At 62.8% G+C, this 16,949-nt stretch carries 10 protein-coding genes and 2 tRNA genes; 5 read left to right on the top strand and 7 right to left on the bottom strand.

Going from position 1 to position 16,949, the window contains the following annotated elements:
• Window positions 1-20: 20 nt before the first annotated feature.
• On the bottom strand, window positions 21-1,235 hold the full coding sequence (locus H9K76_RS03905) for an ABC transporter substrate-binding protein (protein ID WP_187598274.1): 1,215 nt from the start codon (window positions 1,233-1,235) through the stop codon (window positions 21-23).
• A gap of 153 nt (window positions 1,236-1,388) precedes the next feature.
• Between H9K76_RS03905 and H9K76_RS03910 the strand changes: the two genes are divergently transcribed.
• The 4 genes from H9K76_RS03910 to H9K76_RS03925 all read left to right on the top strand — a co-directional run bounded on the left by H9K76_RS03910 (window position 1,389) and on the right by H9K76_RS03925 (window position 9,563).
• Window positions 1,389-2,318 (top strand): LysR family transcriptional regulator, encoded by a 930-nt coding sequence (locus tag H9K76_RS03910; protein ID WP_246475286.1) that lies wholly within the window; start codon window positions 1,389-1,391, stop codon window positions 2,316-2,318.
• A gap of 84 nt (window positions 2,319-2,402) precedes the next feature.
• Window positions 2,403-3,101: a transposase gene (locus tag H9K76_RS03915; protein ID WP_187598276.1), complete on the top strand. Its 699-nt coding sequence runs from the start codon at window positions 2,403-2,405 to the stop codon at window positions 3,099-3,101.
• A gap of 181 nt (window positions 3,102-3,282) precedes the next feature.
• Complete coding sequence (locus H9K76_RS03920) at window positions 3,283-8,019, top strand: glutamate synthase-related protein (RefSeq protein ID WP_187598277.1); 4,737 nt, start codon at window positions 3,283-3,285, stop codon at window positions 8,017-8,019.
• Window positions 8,020-8,084: 65 nt separating this feature from the next.
• Window positions 8,085-9,563, top strand: a complete 1,479-nt coding sequence (locus H9K76_RS03925; RefSeq protein ID WP_187598278.1) for a glutamate synthase subunit beta — start codon at window positions 8,085-8,087, stop codon at window positions 9,561-9,563.
• A gap of 220 nt (window positions 9,564-9,783) precedes the next feature.
• On the opposite strand, the gene H9K76_RS03930 is transcribed toward H9K76_RS03925, so the two are convergent.
• From H9K76_RS03930 to H9K76_RS03950, 5 genes are all read right to left on the bottom strand, one after another.
• Complete coding sequence (locus H9K76_RS03930; RefSeq protein ID WP_187598279.1) at window positions 9,784-10,659, bottom strand: isocitrate lyase/PEP mutase family protein; 876 nt, start codon at window positions 10,657-10,659, stop codon at window positions 9,784-9,786.
• Window positions 10,660-10,685: 26 nt separating this feature from the next.
• A complete protein-coding gene (locus tag H9K76_RS03935; protein ID WP_187598280.1) occupies window positions 10,686-11,654 on the bottom strand; it encodes a tripartite tricarboxylate transporter substrate binding protein in 969 nt (322 codons plus the stop codon).
• A gap of 174 nt (window positions 11,655-11,828) precedes the next feature.
• A tRNA-Lys gene (locus H9K76_RS03940) sits at window positions 11,829-11,904 on the bottom strand.
• Window positions 11,905-12,077: 173 nt separating this feature from the next.
• Window positions 12,078-12,153, bottom strand: a tRNA-Lys gene (locus tag H9K76_RS03945).
• 101 nt (window positions 12,154-12,254) lie between these two features.
• Window positions 12,255-13,232, bottom strand: a complete 978-nt coding sequence (locus tag H9K76_RS03950; RefSeq protein WP_187598281.1) for a GMP reductase — start codon at window positions 13,230-13,232, stop codon at window positions 12,255-12,257.
• Window positions 13,233-13,481: 249 nt separating this feature from the next.
• On the opposite strand from H9K76_RS03950, the gene H9K76_RS03955 reads away from it, so the two are divergent.
• Entirely contained in the window at window positions 13,482-15,983 is a 2,502-nt protein-coding gene (locus H9K76_RS03955; RefSeq protein ID WP_187598282.1) for a UvrD-helicase domain-containing protein, read from the top strand.
• 36 nt (window positions 15,984-16,019) lie between these two features.
• On the opposite strand, the gene H9K76_RS03960 is transcribed toward H9K76_RS03955, so the two are convergent.
• Window positions 16,020-16,691: a hypothetical protein gene (locus tag H9K76_RS03960; protein ID WP_246475288.1), complete on the bottom strand. Its 672-nt coding sequence runs from the start codon at window positions 16,689-16,691 to the stop codon at window positions 16,020-16,022.
• Window positions 16,692-16,949: the final 258 nt, after the last annotated feature.

Below are 16,949 nucleotides of genomic sequence, written 5' to 3' on the forward strand. Positions count from 1 at the left end.
TTGCAGGACGGGGAGTTCGCTCACTTCTTCACCAGCGGGCAGGCTGACTGGGCGAGCGGCTTGAAGGCGATCTGGGCGGGAATGGTGCTCACGGTCTTGTAGTAGTCCCATGCGCCCCTGGATTCGGCGGGGGTCTTCACCTGGAACAGGTACATGTCATGGATCACGCGGCCGTCGGGACGGATGCTGGCGTTGCGCATCACCGGGTCTTCGATGGGCAGCTCGCGCATCTTCTGGGCGACGGCTTTCCAGTCATCGGTCTTCGCGGCGGCCACGGCCTTCAGGTAGTGGCGCACGCTCGAATACACGCCGGCCTGCACCATGGTGGGCTTGAAGCCCTTGTGCAGCTTCTCGAAGCCCGAGGCGAACGCGCGCGTCCTGTCGTCCATGTCCCAGTAGAAACCTTCCGAGAACATCAGGCCCTGGGCCTGCTTGAGGCCCAGCGAATGCACGTCGGTGAGAAACATCAGCAGCGAGGCGATCTTTTGCGAACCATTGCCCGTGATGCCGAATTCGCGCGCTGCCTTGATCGCGTTGACCGTGTCCTGCGCGCCGTTGGCCAGGCCGATGACCTGCGCCTTCGAGCTTTGCGCCTGCATGATGAATGACGAGAAATCGCTGGCGTTCAGCGGATGGCGCACTCCGCCGACCACGTTGCCTCCGTAGGACTTGATGATGTCCGACGCGTCCTTTTCGAGCGAGTGCCCGAATGCATAGTCCACCGTCACGAAGAACCAGCTCTTCTGGCCGGCGCGTGTGAGCGCGGCAGCGGCGCCGGAGGCCGAGGAGTAGGTGTCGAACATCCAGTGGAAGCCGTTCTCGGCGCAGTCCTCGTCGGTCAGGCGCGTGGTGGCCGGGCCGCTGTACATGGCAATGCCGCCCTTTTCCTTGATCAGCTTCTGGATCGCCAGTGCGCCAGCCGAGTTGGTCAGGTCGGCCATCGCATCGACCTTGTCGCGATCCAGCCATTCGCGGGCCTTGGTGGCCGCGATGTCGGCCTTGTTCTGGTGATCGGCGCTGACCACCTCGATCTTCATGCCCTTGCACTCGGCCTTCAGGCATTCGTCGACGGCCATGCGGGCCGCGACCACCGAGCCCGCGCCGCCCATGCCGGAGTAGGGGCCGGCCATGTCGGTAAGCACACCGATCTTGACCACACCATCGGAAATCTGTGCCTGCACGCCCAGGCACAACGTCAGGGCCGAAAGCGCTACCGCGCTGCGAACTGCTTTCATGTCTGTCTCCTTGTGAATCACTTCTTATGAATGAACCGGGCGGCGGGTCTTCGCCGCGCCTTCGGGCACTCTATCCCAGCACAAATGCAAACGGATTCGGTGTTTTGGCATATGCTTAATGCAAATTTGCACCACTTGAGGATCGGATTCCCCTTGGCCATCGACACCATCAACTGGGACAACCTGCGGCTGTTCCTGGCCGTGGCGCGCGCCCAGTCGGCACAGGAGGCCGCACGGCGGCTCGTCATCGACCATTCGACCATCACGCGCAGGCTCCACAGGCTGGAGAAGGAACTGGGCGCACGGCTCTTCGAGCGCACCCCGGCCGGGCATGTGCTCACCACGGCGGGCCATCGGCTGCTTGAGCACGTGGAGCGCATGGAGAGCACCATGGTGTCGGTGGGCGAGGATATCGGCGGGGAAAGCCATTCGCTGACCGGGCAGGTGCGACTGGGGGCGACCGAGGGCTTCGGCAGCTTCTTCCTCGCCCCGCACCTGAGCCACTTCTGCGATCGCCATCCGGCGATCGAGGTGGAACTGCTGATCGTGCCTCGCTTCATCAACCTTTCGCAGCGCGAGGCGGACCTGGCGGTCAACATCGAGCGGCCGCAGAACATCGGGCAGGTCTGCAGCAAGCTCACCGACTACCGGTTGCAGCTCTATGCGAGCGCGGCCTATCTGGAGCGCCATGAGCCCATCCGGAAGGTGGGCGACCTGCTGGCCCACCGCTTCTTCGGCTATGTGGAGGAACTGGTGTTCAGCCCGGAGCTGCGTTACCTGTCGTCGATCGTCGCGGATGCGCTCACGCCGCTGCGCAGTACCAGCGTGGTGGCGCAGTTCAATGCCGTGCGCGAGGGGCGTGGCATGGCGGTCCTGCCGTGCTTCATGGCGGCTCCGTGCGGCGACCTGGTACCGGTGCTGGGCAACGAGATCAGCCTCACGCGCACCTTCTGGATCGCGGCGCCCGGTGACATTCGAGAGCGTGCCCGCGTGCGCGCGCTCTGGGACTTCCTGCGAGAGGCGGTGGAGTGCAATCAACCCTTTCTGCGCGGGGAGACCCGCCATTGGCGGAGCGTGGACTGAAGGGCTAAGGTCCCGCGTCCCCCGAGGACTATCATCTGCGGGCCGTCTTTCATTTGTATTTCATGTTTCCCCAAGCGCTCTTCCATGGCCCGTCTTCCCCGTCTCACGCTCCCCGGCTATCCGCACCATGTGATCCAGCGGGGCAATAACCGTCAGCCGATCTTCTTCGATGCGGCCGATCGCGAAATGATGTGGGGCCTGCTGTGCGAATACGCGCGTGAGCATCAGGTGTCGGTGCATGCCTATGTGCTCATGGACAACCATTTCCATCTGCTTGCCACGCCGCAGATGGAGCGCGGGCTCACGCTGCTCATGCAGGCGGTGGGGCGGCGCTATGTGCGCTACTTCAACCAGCGCCATGGCCGCTCGGGCACCCTGTGGGAGGGGCGCTATCGCAACACGCTGGTGCAAGCCGACCGCTACCTGCTGCCGTGCATGGTGTACCTGGATCTGAACCCGGTGCGCGATGGCCTGTGCACCGACCCCGCCGACTTCCGCTGGTCCAGCCACGGCCACTACATCGGCCTGCGCTCGGACCGGCTGATCACCCCGCATCCCCTGTACTGGGGGCTGGGGAACACGCCCTTTGCGCGCGACGAGGCCTATGCCGCGCTGGTACGGCAGGGTATCAGCCACCGTGAGCAGATGGCCATCACCGACAGTGCCCTCAATGGCTGGGCATTGGGCGATGCAGACTTTCTGGCGTCTTTGCAACAGTCCACGCCACGCAGGGTGGCGAAAGCGCGTGCCGGGCGGCCGTCACTGGCCAAGACGTCAACCTGAAAATGGCGGCCATGGCTTTGATCTGTAAAGGATTTTTGCTTCCTTTTTTAATATGTCCCTAATTTTAATGCACCAAAAAAGTGAATTTTAATTTCGTGTTCTGACCCTAATTAAAAGACTTGGCGTTAGTGTTGCGTTGCACTAATCTTGCGTTCCCTGCGAAAAATTGAGGAATAGCGCCATGACTACGGCTGCAGAAATCCAGCACCTGCAAGAGCACGGTTTGTATTCGAAGTCCAACGAGCACGATGCGTGCGGCCTGGGCTTCGTCGCCCATATCAAGGGTGTGAAGCGTCACGACATCGTGACCGGTGCGCTCAAGATCCTGGAGAACCTCGATCACCGTGGTGCCGTGGGTGCGGACAAGCTCATGGGCGACGGCGCGGGCATCCTGATCCAGATTCCCGACCAGCTCTACCGCGAGGAGATGGCCAAGCAGGGCGTGGAACTGCCGCCTCCCGGCGAGTACGGCGTGGGCATGATCTTCCTGCCCAAGGAGCACGCATCGCGCCTGGCCTGCCAGCAGGAGATGGAGCGGGCCATCAAGGCCGAAGGCCAGGTGCTGCTCGGCTGGCGCGACGTTCCGGTGAACCGCGACATGCCGATGTCGCCCACCGTGCAGGAAAAGGAACCCATCCTGCGCCAGGTCTTCATCGGCCGCGGCGCCGACGTGATCGTGCAGGACGCGCTCGAACGCAAGCTGTACGTGATCCGCAAGACGGCATCGGCCGCCATCCAGAACCTCAAGCTCAAGCACAGCAAGGAATACTACGTTCCCAGCATGAGCAGCCGCACCGTGGTCTACAAGGGTCTGCTGCTCGCCGATCAGGTGGGCGTGTACTACAAGGACCTGGCGGACGAGCGCTGCGTCTCGGCCATCGGCCTCGTGCACCAGCGTTTCTCCACCAACACCTTCCCCGAGTGGCCGCTGGCCCACCCGTACCGCTACGTGGCCCACAACGGTGAAATCAACACCGTGCGCGGCAACTACAACTGGATGCTGGCGCGCGAAGGCGTGATGGCCTCGCCCGTGCTGGGCGAAGACCTGAAGAAGCTCTATCCGATCAGCTTCGCAGGCCAGTCCGACACCGCCACGTTCGACAACTGCCTGGAACTGCTGACCATGGCCGGCTACCCGATCAGCCAGGCCGTGATGATGATGATTCCCGAACCCTGGGAGCAGCACGAGTCCATGGACGAGCGTCGCCGCGCGTTTTACGAATACCACGCCGCGATGATCGAGCCCTGGGACGGCCCGGCCTCCATCGTGTTCACCGACGGCCGCCAGATCGGCGCCACGCTGGATCGCAACGGCCTGCGCCCATCGCGCTACGTGGTGACGGATGACGATATGGTCATCCTCGCCTCCGAGGCTGGCGTGCTGCCGGTGCCGGACAGCAAGATCGTTCGCAAGTGGCGCCTGCAGCCGGGCAAGATGCTGCTGATCGACCTGGAGCAGGGCCGTCTGATCGAGGATGACGAGCTCAAGGCCAACGTCGTCAACACCAAGCCCTACAAGCAGTGGATCGAGAACCTGCGCATCAAGCTCGACGAGGTGAGCATGCCGGCCGACGTGCAGCAGCCCGTCTCCGCGCTGCCGCTGCTCGAGCGCCAGCAGGCCTTTGGCTTCACGCAGGAAGACATCAAGTTCCTGCTGGCCCCGATGGCCAAGAACGGCGAGGAAGGAATTGGCTCCATGGGCAACGACAGCCCGCTGGCCGTGCTGTCCGACAAGAACAAGCCGCTGTACAACTACTTCCGCCAGATGTTCGCGCAGGTGACGAACCCGCCGATCGACCCGATCCGTGAGGCCATCGTGATGTCGCTGGTGTCCTTCGTCGGCCCGAAGCCCAACCTCCTGGACATCAACCAGGTGAACCCGCCGATGCGTCTGGAGCTGCACCAGCCGGTGCTCGACTTCAAGGGCATGGCCAAGCTGCGCGAGATCGAGAAGTTCACGAACGGCAAGTTCAAGAGCGCGACCATCGACATCACCTATCCTCTTTCGTGGGGCAAGGAAGGCGTCGAGGCCAAGCTGGCGTCGTTGTGCGCCCAGGCCGTCGACGAGATCAAGGGTGGCGCGAACATCCTGATCATTAGCGACCGCAACATCTCCGCGACCCAGGTGGCGATCCCCGCGCTGCTCGCGCTGTCGGCCATCCACCAGCACCTGGTGCGCGAAGGTCTGCGCACGACCGCGGGCCTGGTGGTCGAGACGGGCTCGGCGCGCGAAGTGCATCACTTCGGCGTGCTCGCCGGCTACGGCGCAGAGGCCGTGCATCCCTACCTCGCGCTTGAGACGCTGGCCGAGATGCACAAGGACATGACGGGCGACCTGTCCGCAGACAAGGCCATCTACAACTACGTGAAGGCCGTGGGCAAGGGCCTCTCCAAGATCATGTCCAAGATGGGCGTGAGCACCTACATGAGCTACTGCGGCGCGCAGTTGTTCGAAGTGGTGGGCCTGAACAGCGAGACCGTCAACAAGTACTTCACCGGCACCGCCAGCCGCGTGGAAGGCATCGGCGTGTTCGAAGTGGCAGAGGAGGCCATCCGCAACCACGTGGCCGCCTTTGGCGACGATCCGGTGCTGGAGACCATGCTGGATGCCGGCGGTGAGTACGCCTGGCGCGCACGTGGCGAAGAGCACATGTGGTCGCCCGACGCGATCGCCAAGCTGCAGCATTCCACGCGCTCCAACAACTGGAGCACCTACAAGGAATACGCCCAGCTCATCAACGACCAGAGCAGGCGCCATATGACGCTGCGCGGCCTGTTCGAGTTCAAGGTCGATCCGTCGAAGGCGATCCCCGTCGAGGAGGTGGAAGCCGCTTCCGAGATCGTCAAGCGCTTTGCCACGGGTGCGATGTCGCTGGGTTCGATCTCCACCGAGGCGCACGCGACGCTGGCCGTGGCGATGAACCGCATCGGCGGCAAGAGCAACACGGGCGAGGGCGGCGAGGATCCCAAGCGCTATCGCAACGAACTCAAGGGCATTCCCATTAAGAAGGGCGAGACGCTGGCCTCCGTGATCGGCAAGGCGCAGGTCGAATCCGACATCGAGCTGATCGATGGCGATTCGCTGCGCTCCAAGATCAAGCAGGTCGCCTCGGGCCGCTTCGGTGTGACCGCGGAATACCTGGTGTCGTCGGATCAAATCCAGATCAAGATGGCGCAGGGCGCCAAGCCGGGCGAGGGCGGCCAGCTGCCAGGTGGCAAGGTGTCCGAATACATCGGCATGCAGCGCTACTCGGTGCCGGGCGTGGGCCTGATCTCGCCGCCGCCGCACCACGACATCTACTCGATCGAAGACCTCGCGCAGCTGATCCACGATCTGAAGAACGTGGCGCCGCATGCCGACATTTCGGTGAAGCTGGTGTCCGAAGTCGGCGTGGGCACAATTGCCGCGGGCGTTGCCAAGTGCAAGAGCGACCACGTGGTGATCGCCGGCCACGACGGCGGCACGGGCGCATCGCCCTGGTCGTCCATCAAGCATGCGGGCTCGCCTTGGGAAATCGGCCTGGCCGAGACCCAGCAGACCCTGGTGCTCAACCGCCTGCGCGGCCGTATCCGCGTGCAGGCCGACGGCCAGATGAAGACCGGCCGTGACGTGGTGATCGGCGCGCTGCTGGGTGCGGACGAGTTCGGCTTCGCCACCGCGCCGCTGGTGGTCGAGGGCTGCATCATGATGCGCAAGTGCCACCTCAACACCTGCCCCGTGGGCGTGGCCACGCAGGATCCGGTGCTGCGCCAGAAGTTCTCCGGCAAGCCCGAGCATGTGGTGAACTACTTCTTCTTCATTGCGGAAGAAGTCCGCCAGATCATGGCGCAACTGGGCCTGCGCAAGTTCGACGAGCTGATCGGCCGCGCCGACCTGCTCGACACCCGCAAGGGCGTGGAGCACTGGAAGGCCCAGGGCCTTGACTTCTCGCGTCTGTTTGCGCTGGCCCCTGTGCCGGAAGACGTGGCCCGCTTCCACGTCGAGAAGCAGGACCACAAGCTGGAGCAGGCGCTGGACGTGAAGCTGATCGAGCGCTGCCAGCCCGCCATCAACAATGGCGAGAGCGTGCGCATCATGGAAGTGGCGCGCAACGTGAATCGCTCCGTCGGCGCGATGCTCTCGGGCGCGGTCACCAAGGTGCACCCCGAGGGCCTGCCGGATGACACCATCCGCATCCACTTCGAGGGCACCGGCGGCCAGTCGTTCGGCGCGTTCCTGTGCAAGGGCATCACGCTGAACGTGAGCGGCGAAGCCAATGACTACACGGGCAAGGGCCTGTCGGGTGGCCGCATCGTGGTGCGTCCAAGCCATGAGTTCCGTGGTGCATCGACGGCCAACACCATTGTCGGCAACACCGTGATGTTCGGTGCAACGCGCGGCGAAGCCTTCTTTGCCGGCGTGGCCGGTGAACGCTTCGCGGTGCGCCTGTCGGGTGCGACGGCGGTGGTCGAAGGCGTGGGCGACCATGGCTGCGAATACATGACCGGCGGCACCGTGGTGGTGCTGGGCAAGACGGGCCGCAACTTCGCTGCGGGCATGAGCGGTGGTGTCGCCTACATCTACGATGAAGATGGCCAGTTCGACTCGCGCTGCAACATGTCCATGGTGTCGCTCGAGCGCATCCTGCCTGCCGAGGAGCAGTCCGCGACCGTGGGCCGCGGCATCTGGCACCGCGACCAGACCGACGAGGCGCAGCTCAAGAAGCTGCTCGAAGACCACGCCCGCTGGACCGGCAGCCGCCGCGCCCGCGAGCTGCTGGACAACTGGGCCGCATCGCGCAGCAAGTTCGTGAAGGTGTTCCCCACCGAGTACAAGCGCGCGCTGTCGGAAATTTATGAACGCAAGGTGCTTGAGGAGCCGGAGACGCCCGCCGTGGCGACCCAATCCAAGAGGGAGGCTGCCGTTCCTGCGAAGTAATCGCTGCAGCGAAGGCACTTCTTTTCGTTCCGCACCACATTCATAAATTCAAGGACACCACGATCATGGGAAAGACCACCGGCTTCATGGAATACGAGCGCATCGAGGAGGGCTATGCGCCCGTCGCGAAGCGCCTGAAGGACTACAAGGAATTCGTCATCGGCCTCGACGACGCGCAGGCCAAGATCCAGGGCGCGCGCTGCATGGACTGCGGCACGCCGTTCTGCAACAACGGCTGCCCGGTCAACAACATCATTCCGGACTTCAACGATCTCGTCTATCACCAGGACTGGAAGAGCGCGATCGCGGTGCTGCACAGCACCAACAACTTCCCCGAGTTCACCGGCCGCATCTGCCCCGCGCCCTGCGAGGCGGCCTGCACGCTGAACATCAACAACGACCCGATCGGTATCAAGTCGATCGAGCATGCGATCATCGACCGCGCCTGGGCCGAGGGCTGGGTCAAGCCCCTGCCTGCCAAGAACAAGACCGGCAAGAAGGTTGCCGTGGTGGGCTCGGGCCCTGCCGGCATGGCGGCGGCCCAGCAACTGGCGCGTGCCGGCCATGATGTGACGCTGTTCGAGAAGAACGACCGCATCGGTGGCCTGCTGCGCTACGGCATCCCCGACTTCAAGATGGAGAAGTCGCACATCGACCGCCGCGCCGAGCAACTGGCCGCCGAAGGCGTGACGATCCGCACCAGCGTATTCGTCGGTGCCGCAAAGGATGGCCTGGGCAAGGGTTCCAAGGTCACCAACTGGGCCAAGGAAACCGTCACGCCCGAGGAACTGCAGAAAGAGTTCGACGCCGTGCTGCTGACTGGCGGCGCCGAGCAGTCGCGCGACCTGCCCGTGCCGGGGCGCGAGCTCGACGGCATCCATTTCGCGATGGAGTTCCTGCCGCAGCAGAACAAGGTCAACGCAGGCGACAAGCTCAAGGGTCAGATCCGCGCCGACGGCAAGCACGTCATCGTGATCGGCGGCGGCGATACGGGCTCCGACTGCGTTGGCACGTCGAACCGCCACGGTGCTGCCAGCGTCACGCAGTTCGAACTCATGCCCATGCCGCCGGAGCAGGAGAACAAGCCGCTCGTGTGGCCCTACTGGCCGTACAAGCTGCGCACCTCCTCGAGCCATGAAGAGGGCTGCGAGCGCGAGTTCGCCATTGCCACGAAGGAGTTCATCGGCGAGAAGGGCAAGATCACCGCGCTCAAGACCGTGCGCATCGAGATGAAGGACGGCAAGATCACCGAGGTTCCCGGCACGGAGCAGACGCTCAAGGCCGACCTGGTGCTGCTGGCCATGGGCTTCGTGAGCCCGGTGGCTGCGGTGCTCGAAGCCTTCGGCGTGGAAAAGGACGCTCGCGGCAATGCCCGTGCCAGCACCGACTTCATGGGCGGCTACGCTACCAGCGTGGACAAGGTGTTCGCTGCCGGCGACATGCGCCGTGGCCAGTCGCTCGTCGTCTGGGCCATCCGCGAAGGCCGCCAGGCGGCGCGCGCTGTGGATGAGTTCCTGATGGGAACGAGCGACCTGCCGCGCTGATTCTCCGGCCTGATCCAGGCTGCAAGAACGCCCACTACCTTGAGCGGTGTGGGCGTTTTTCTTCCTTGTTTGAGGGCAGAGGCAACAAAAAACCACCCCCTAAGAACTAATGCCATTCAGATAACCCCAAGCGACACTGAAGGCAGGTAAAAAAGACCACGTATTGCCCCTGGCCGGCAGATCGCACGAAGGCGGAGTGCGCGGCGAGGTGCCCTGCCAATCACTCGCCGCCAAAGGCTTCGTCGAGCTTCTGATACTTGTCGATACCCACGATCTTCACGAAATCGGCATAGGCCATCATGCGCCCGGCGTCCGCCTGTGTGCTGCCTGATTGCCTGAGGTTCTGCAACACCTCCAGCGAGGTCCTGGCCGTGGCGAACAACGTGCTGACGGCGTACAGCACCACCGAGAATCCCATATCGCGCAGCACGTCGGCATGCAGCGCCGTGGTCTCGTTGCCTTCGACAATCGAGATCACCTTGCGGCCATCGAGGCGTGAGGCGATCTGCTCGGCTTGCGCAATGGTCTTCACGCCATCGACGAATGCCAGGTCGACGCCCGCATCCTGGTAGGCCTTGGCCCGATCGATCGCGGCGTCGATGCCATCCACGCCCAATGCATCCGTGCGGCCGATGATCTGCAGCGCGTGCGAGCCGCGGCAATGGATGGCGGCCTTCAGCCGCTTGATGCTTTCCCCCACGCTCATGAGCCGGATGCCCGCCATCTGCCCGCAGCGCTTTGGAGCCACCTGGTCTTCGAGGTGGATCGCCGCCACGCCCGACATCGCATACTCATGCACCGTACGCTCGATGTTGCTGATGCCGCCGTAGCCCGCGTCCGCGTCGGCAATGACCGGAACGTTCGTGGCGCGGACCATGTTGCGTGCCTGCGAGAGCATTTCGCTTTGCGTCATGAGGCCGATGTCCGGCGCTCCCAGCAGGCTTGCGGTCGCGCCGAAGCCTGTCATGTAGATCGCGTTGAACCCCGCATGCTCGACGAGGCGCGCGGTCAGTACGTCGGGCGCGCCCGGGGCCTGCAGCATTTCCGAGCGCGCAATCATCTGCTGCATGCGCTCAGCCTGGTTGGTCAGATTCATGGTTTCTCCCTCTGGCCTCCGGTGCGTCACTTGTTCACGTCGAGCTTGGCGAGGATGCCCTTGAACATCTCGCGATCATCCTGGATCTGTTTCAGGAATACGTCGCCCTCGCCATACGAATAGCCGAGGTTGGTCTTCTCCAGTGTCTCGCGGAAGCTGGGTTCGTTGCCGGCCTTGCGAGCCATGTCCTTGAGTGTCTTCACCACGGCATCGGGCGTGCCCTTGGGGACGACCAGGCCGCGCCAGGCGCCAACGGTCAAGTCGATGTTGCGCTCCTTGAACGTGGGGACCTGGGCAAACAAGCCCGGCATGCGCTGGTCGGCCATCACGGCCAGCATGCGCAGCTTGCCTGCCGCCACATGCTGCGCAACCTCACCGGGGCTGACCGTGACGGCATCGACGTGGCCGCCGAGCAGGCTCAGCACCGCGGGGTTTCCGCCCTGGAAGGGGACGTGGTTGAAGAGGGTCCGGGTCTTTTCCTCCAACGCGAGCGCTGCGACGTGCCATGCGTCGCCAATGCCCGCATTGCCGACCTGCAGCTTGCCCGGGCTCTTGCGGGCCTCGGCGAGAAATTCCTCGATCGTCTTCCATGGTGCATCCGCGCGTACGGTGATGGCCGAAGGGTCATTGTTCAGGCGCGCGATGTAGATGTAGTCCTCCACCGTCACCTTGGTCAGGTTGAGCGCCGGAAGAATGGCGAGGTTCACCGTGATCACGCCCATTTTGTAGCCATCGGGCCTGGACATCGCAACGTCCGTGAAGCCGATCGAACTGGCGGCGCCGGGTTTGTTCACGACGACGATGGGTTGCGGGAAATGCTTGCGTGCAGCCTCCGTGAACGCACGGGCCATGTTGTCCGTGCCGCCGCCGGCCGCTGCCGAGACGATCAGTTCAACGGGCCTGGCCGGGTAGTCCGAGGCATGGACTGCCGGTGCTGAGAAGCCGAGGCACGAGGCCAGGGTGACGGAGGAGAGAAGCGAGATCTGGAGGCGCATACCGCAGCTTGTAGTGGAGGACACAAAGTCTGCAATTGCCGCACAGCGACCGATATCCGCCAAGGGGGAAACCCATAGGCGCCGCGGAATGCGGCTGAAATGCAGGCTTGGCTGCGTTGCGCACAGGAACGAAAAACCCCGCTGCGGCTTGCACCGTAGCGGGGTTCGTTTGTTTGGTGGGCCCTGAGTGACTCGAACACTCGACCAACGGATTAAGAGTCCGCTGCTCTACCAACTGAGCTAAGAGCCCTGACCGAAAGACTAAAAATGCCTCTCAGCAAGTAAGACATAAATTATACATCGAAAATTTCGCTGTGCGCGAAACATGTCGCATTCGATGCATGGCGTCTTCGAGGAGATGCCTATCCGCTTCGTGAATGAAAAACCCGCTGTGACCGGAAGTCGCAGCGGGTTTTGCTTGCTTGGTGGGCCCTGAGTGACTCGAACACTCGACCAACGGATTAAGAGTCCGCTGCTCTACCAACTGAGCTAAGAGCCCGAAAACGGTTCAGTGCGTTGCGCTGAAGCAGCTATTATGCACCATTTTTCGACGCCCTCAGGAAAAACAGCGCGTTTTTCCTGATTTTTTAGGCGCGGGGCTTACATCAGCAGGTGTTCGCCCGCGTTGTCGCCGCCCAGGATCACGTAGTTCACCTTGCGGATGTCCATGAGCTTCTTGCCGCCGGCGTAGCTGATGGAGGACTGCACGTCCTGCTCCATCTCGACGAGCGTATCGGCCAGCTTGCCCTTCACGGGCTCGAGGATGCGCTTGCCTTCGACATGCTTGTACTCGCCCTTGTTGAAGTCCGAGGCAGAGCCGTAGTACTCCTTGAACAACTGGCCGTCTTCCTCGACGGTCTTGCCCGGCGATTCTTCATGGCCTGCGAACAGCGAGCCGATCATCACCATGCTGGCGCCGAAGCGGATGCTCTTGGCGATGTCGCCATGGCTGCGGATGCCGCCATCGGCAATGATCGGCTTGGTGGCCACGCGTGCGCACCACTTGAGCGCGGAGAGCTGCCAGCCACCGGTGCCGAAGCCGGTCTTGAGCTTGGTGATGCAGACCTTGCCTGGGCCGATGCCGACCTTGGTGGCGTCGGCACCCCAGTTCTCGAGATCGATCACGGCCTCGGGCGTGCCCACGTTGCCTGCGATCACGAAGGCCTGGGGCAGCTTGGCCTTGAGGTAGCCGATCATGTTCTTCACGCTGTCGGCATGGCCGTGCGCGATGTCGATGGTCACGTACTCGGGGCACAGGCCTTCGGCGACGAAGCGGTCCACGGTGTCGTAATCCGGTTGCTTGACGCCCAGGGAGATCGATGCGAAGCAGCCCTTGGCCTGCATGTCCTTGACGAACTTCACGTTGTCCAGGTCAAAGCGGTGCATCACGTAGAAATAGCCGTTCTGGGCAAGCCATGTGCAGATGTTCTCATCCACCACGGTCTTCATGTTCGCGGGCACGGCCGGCAGGCGGAAGGTGCGGCCGCCGAGTTCCACGCTGGCGTCGCATTCCGAGCGGCTTTCCACTCGGCACTTGCGGGGCAGCAACAGGACGTTGTCGTAGTCAAAAATTTCCATGAGATCCAAGCTCCTGACAGTTCATTGAAGAAAAGGGCGCTTGGTCCGGCGGCCGGCTCTCGTGCGAGGCGAAGGCAGTGCTTCGGGCACAAAAAACCGGGCCAAGAAATCTTGGGCCCGGTGATTGATTCTAATTGGATTTCGATGCCTTTGAAAGCCGCAGGCCGCCGTGTGGCTATTGCAGGAGCGGCGCGGGATCGCAAAGCCCGCCAAATGCGTGGCGACGCACGGGCTTTCTACAATGGAGGCATGGTTCCACAAGACATGTTTTCCGCGCCGTCGACAGGCCTTTTCGGTGATCCTCAGCCCGTGGCCGGGCAGGCGCAGTCCCCGCTCCTCCAGGGACTGAACGACGAGCAGCTTGCCGCCGTCACGCTGCCCGCAGGCCATGCCCTGATTCTGGCCGGTGCAGGCTCGGGCAAGACGCGCGTGCTCACCACGCGCATTGCATGGCTGCTGCAGAACGGCTATGCCAGCCCGGGCAGCATCCTCGCGGTGACGTTCACGAACAAGGCCGCTAAGGAAATGCTCACGCGGCTTTCCGCGATGCTGCCGGTCAATGTGCGGGGCATGTGGATCGGCACCTTCCACGGCCTGTGCAATCGGTTGTTGCGCGCGCATCACAAGCTGGCGGGCTTGCCGTCGACCTTCCAGATCCTGGATACACAGGATCAGCTCTCCGCGATCAAGCGCCTGTGCAAGCAGTTCAATGTGGACGAGGAGCGTTTTCCGCCGAAGCAACTGGCCTACTACATCGCCAACTGCAAGGAGGAGGGCATGCGTCCGGGCGATGTACCTGTGCATGACGCGGACAGCCGCAAGAAGGTGGAGCTGTACCAGCTCTACGAGGACCAGTGTCAGCGTGAAGGCGTCGTCGATTTCGGCGAACTGATGCTGCGCTCGTTCGAGCTGCTGCGCGACAACGACCCGGTGCGTGAGCATTACCAGCGGCGATTCCAGCACATCCTCGTCGACGAATTCCAGGACACCAATCGCCTTCAGTACGCGTGGCTCAAGCAGATCGCGGGGGACCTGGTGGGGGGCCGGCTGCAGACGCGCGGCAGCGTGCTGGCGGTGGGAGACGACGACCAGAGCATCTATGCCTTTCGCGGTGCACGCGTGGGCAACATGGCCGACTTCGTGCGCGAGTTCGAGGTGCAGCGCCAGATCAAGCTGGAGCAGAACTACCGCTCCTACAGCAACATCCTCGACTCGGCGAACGAGCTCATATCGCACAACAGCCGCCGCCTGGGCAAGAACCTGCGCACCGACCAGGGACCGGGTGAGCCCGTGCGCGTTTACGAGGCGCCCAGTGACCTGGATGAGGCGCAGTGGATGGTCGACGAGATCAAGCAGCTGGTGAAGAACGACGGCTTCGAGCGACGCGAGATCGCGATCCTCTACCGCAGCAATGCACAGTCGCGCGTGATCGAGTCGGCGCTGTTCAACGCGGCGGTTCCCTATCGTGTGTATGGCGGCCTGCGGTTCTTCGAGCGCGCGGAAATCAAGCATGCGCTGGCCTATCTGCGCCTGCTCGAGAACCCGAACGACGACACCAGCTTCCTGCGGGTGGTGAACTTCCCGCCGCGCGGCATCGGTGCGCGCAGTATCGAGACGCTGCAGGATGCGGCGCGCAGTGCAGGTTGCTCGCTGCACGATGCGGTGAGTGCGGTGCCAGGCAAGGCCGGCGCGAACCTGGGTGCCTTCGTGGCGATGCTCGATGTGCTGCGCGAGCAGACGCAAGGTCAGAACCTGCGCGGCATCATCGGCCAGATGCTCGAGACCAGCGGCCTCATCGAGCACTACCGCAACGAGAAGGAAGGCGCGGATCGCATCGAGAATCTGGATGAACTGGTCAACGCCGCCGAGAGCTTCGTCACGCAGGAAGGCTTTGGCCGCGATGCGGTGGCATTGCCGCTGGACGAACAGGGCGGGCCGCTCACGCAGAGTCCCGCGAGCCAGGGGCTGGATCCCTCGCTGCCGATGCTGAACGAACCCTTGAAGAACGCCCGCGCGGCTGCCGGCGGCATCGTGGACGCCGACACCGGCGAGACGCTGTCGCCGCTTGCCGCTTTTCTTACGCATGCAGCGCTGGAGGCCGGCGACAACCAGGCCCAGGCCGGCCAGGATGCGGTGCAACTGATGACCGTGCATGCGAGCAAGGGGCTCGAGTTCGATGGGGTGTTCATCGGCGGCCTTGAGGAGGGATTGTTCCCGCACGAGAATGCGATGAGCGACCGCGATGGCCTGGAGGAGGAGCGCCGCCTCATGTACGTGGCGATCACGCGCGCGCGCAAGCGGCTCTACCTGAGCCATTCGCAGACGCGCATGCTGCACGGCCAGACGCGCTACCACATCAAGAGCCGCTTCTTCGAAGAGCTTCCCGAGGGCGCGCTCAAGTGGCTCACGCCCAGGCAGTCCGCCTTCGGTACCTATGCACCCGAGTCAGGCTCGGGCGGCTATGGCGCAGGTCGCTACGGCTCGCGTGGAGGTCACGGAGGAGGGTATGGCGGCGGCTTTGGCGGCGGCTTCAAGTCCGAGACATTTGCAAGCCCCCCCGTGCCGCAGCAGAAGGCCGAGCCATCGCATGGACTGAAGGTCGGCACGCCGGTGTTCCACAACAAGTTCGGCGAAGGCAAGGTGCTTGCGATCGAAGGCGCAGGCGATGATGCGCGCGCGCAGGTGAACTTTCCGCGCCACGGCACCAAATGGCTGGCGTTGTCGGTGGCCAAGCTCACCATCGTCGATTGATCACCTCGGCGCCTCGCGGCGCTGCTATCTCTGTATCTATATGGGAAGGCAGCGCACAGCCGTGTGAGGCATGGCCAGCTTTTCGGCATAGAGGCCCTTGCGCTCGGGCAGCAGCAGGGCTCCCAGTCCGCTCATGACCACCACTTCCGACCCTGGCTGAACCTGCCGGTAGCACTTGTCGAGCGATGCCAGCGTGTCGCTCAGCAATTGCCCCTGTGCCTGCTGCGCGGGATTTTTCTTCAGGGCCTGTGCATGGCGGGTCAGCCATTCCGAATAGGCGGCCAGCGTGGCTTCCGGCAGCTTCGCCCTTTCGTCTTCGGGAACCATGCGCTCATACAGCATCTTGAGACTGTCGTCTCCCGCCTGCCCCATCACGAGCACCGCGTTGTAGTGCACCTCATAGGCCTGCTCTCGGTAGATCACCTGATCGATCGCGTAGCGGAGTCGTCCTTTTTCGCCCCCGAGAGATTGAATCAGCTCGCGCGCAGCGGCGCTGTTGGGATCGCTCGCCAGTTGAACCTCCAGCGCCGACGAGATCTGCTCGTCGCTGGGATAAAAAATGGCCTGCGGGCTGAACGACGCAGGGCTCGGAGAACACGCTGTCAGTGCAAGCAGCGCGGGAAATATGCTGAGGGTGAGAGCGATATTCTTTGATGAATGGCAGATATTTGTGAAAATATTGTGAATATTCTTCATGCGATTAGTCATTGCATTGAGGGAGGTGATTGAAAATCATGACATCGAATCGCAGATGAATTCGAATTCGTCGGATTTCATTATCTGGAAGATAGAGGGAGTATTAATATTTTTGCATCCTCATATGTCATGAATTGTTTTAAAGATTGACCGTTCATCTCGTTTTATTCTCTTGGTAAGCCACGTTAGTTTTTGTAAGCCATTGATTGTGAAGGCTGCTTTCACGGCTTTGTGACAGCTATCGATGAATTCCCCTCTATGGCTGCGATT

This window comes from Diaphorobacter ruginosibacter (assembly GCF_014395975.1).
GTDB classification, from domain to species: Bacteria; Pseudomonadota; Gammaproteobacteria; order Burkholderiales; family Burkholderiaceae_C; genus Diaphorobacter_A; species Diaphorobacter_A ruginosibacter.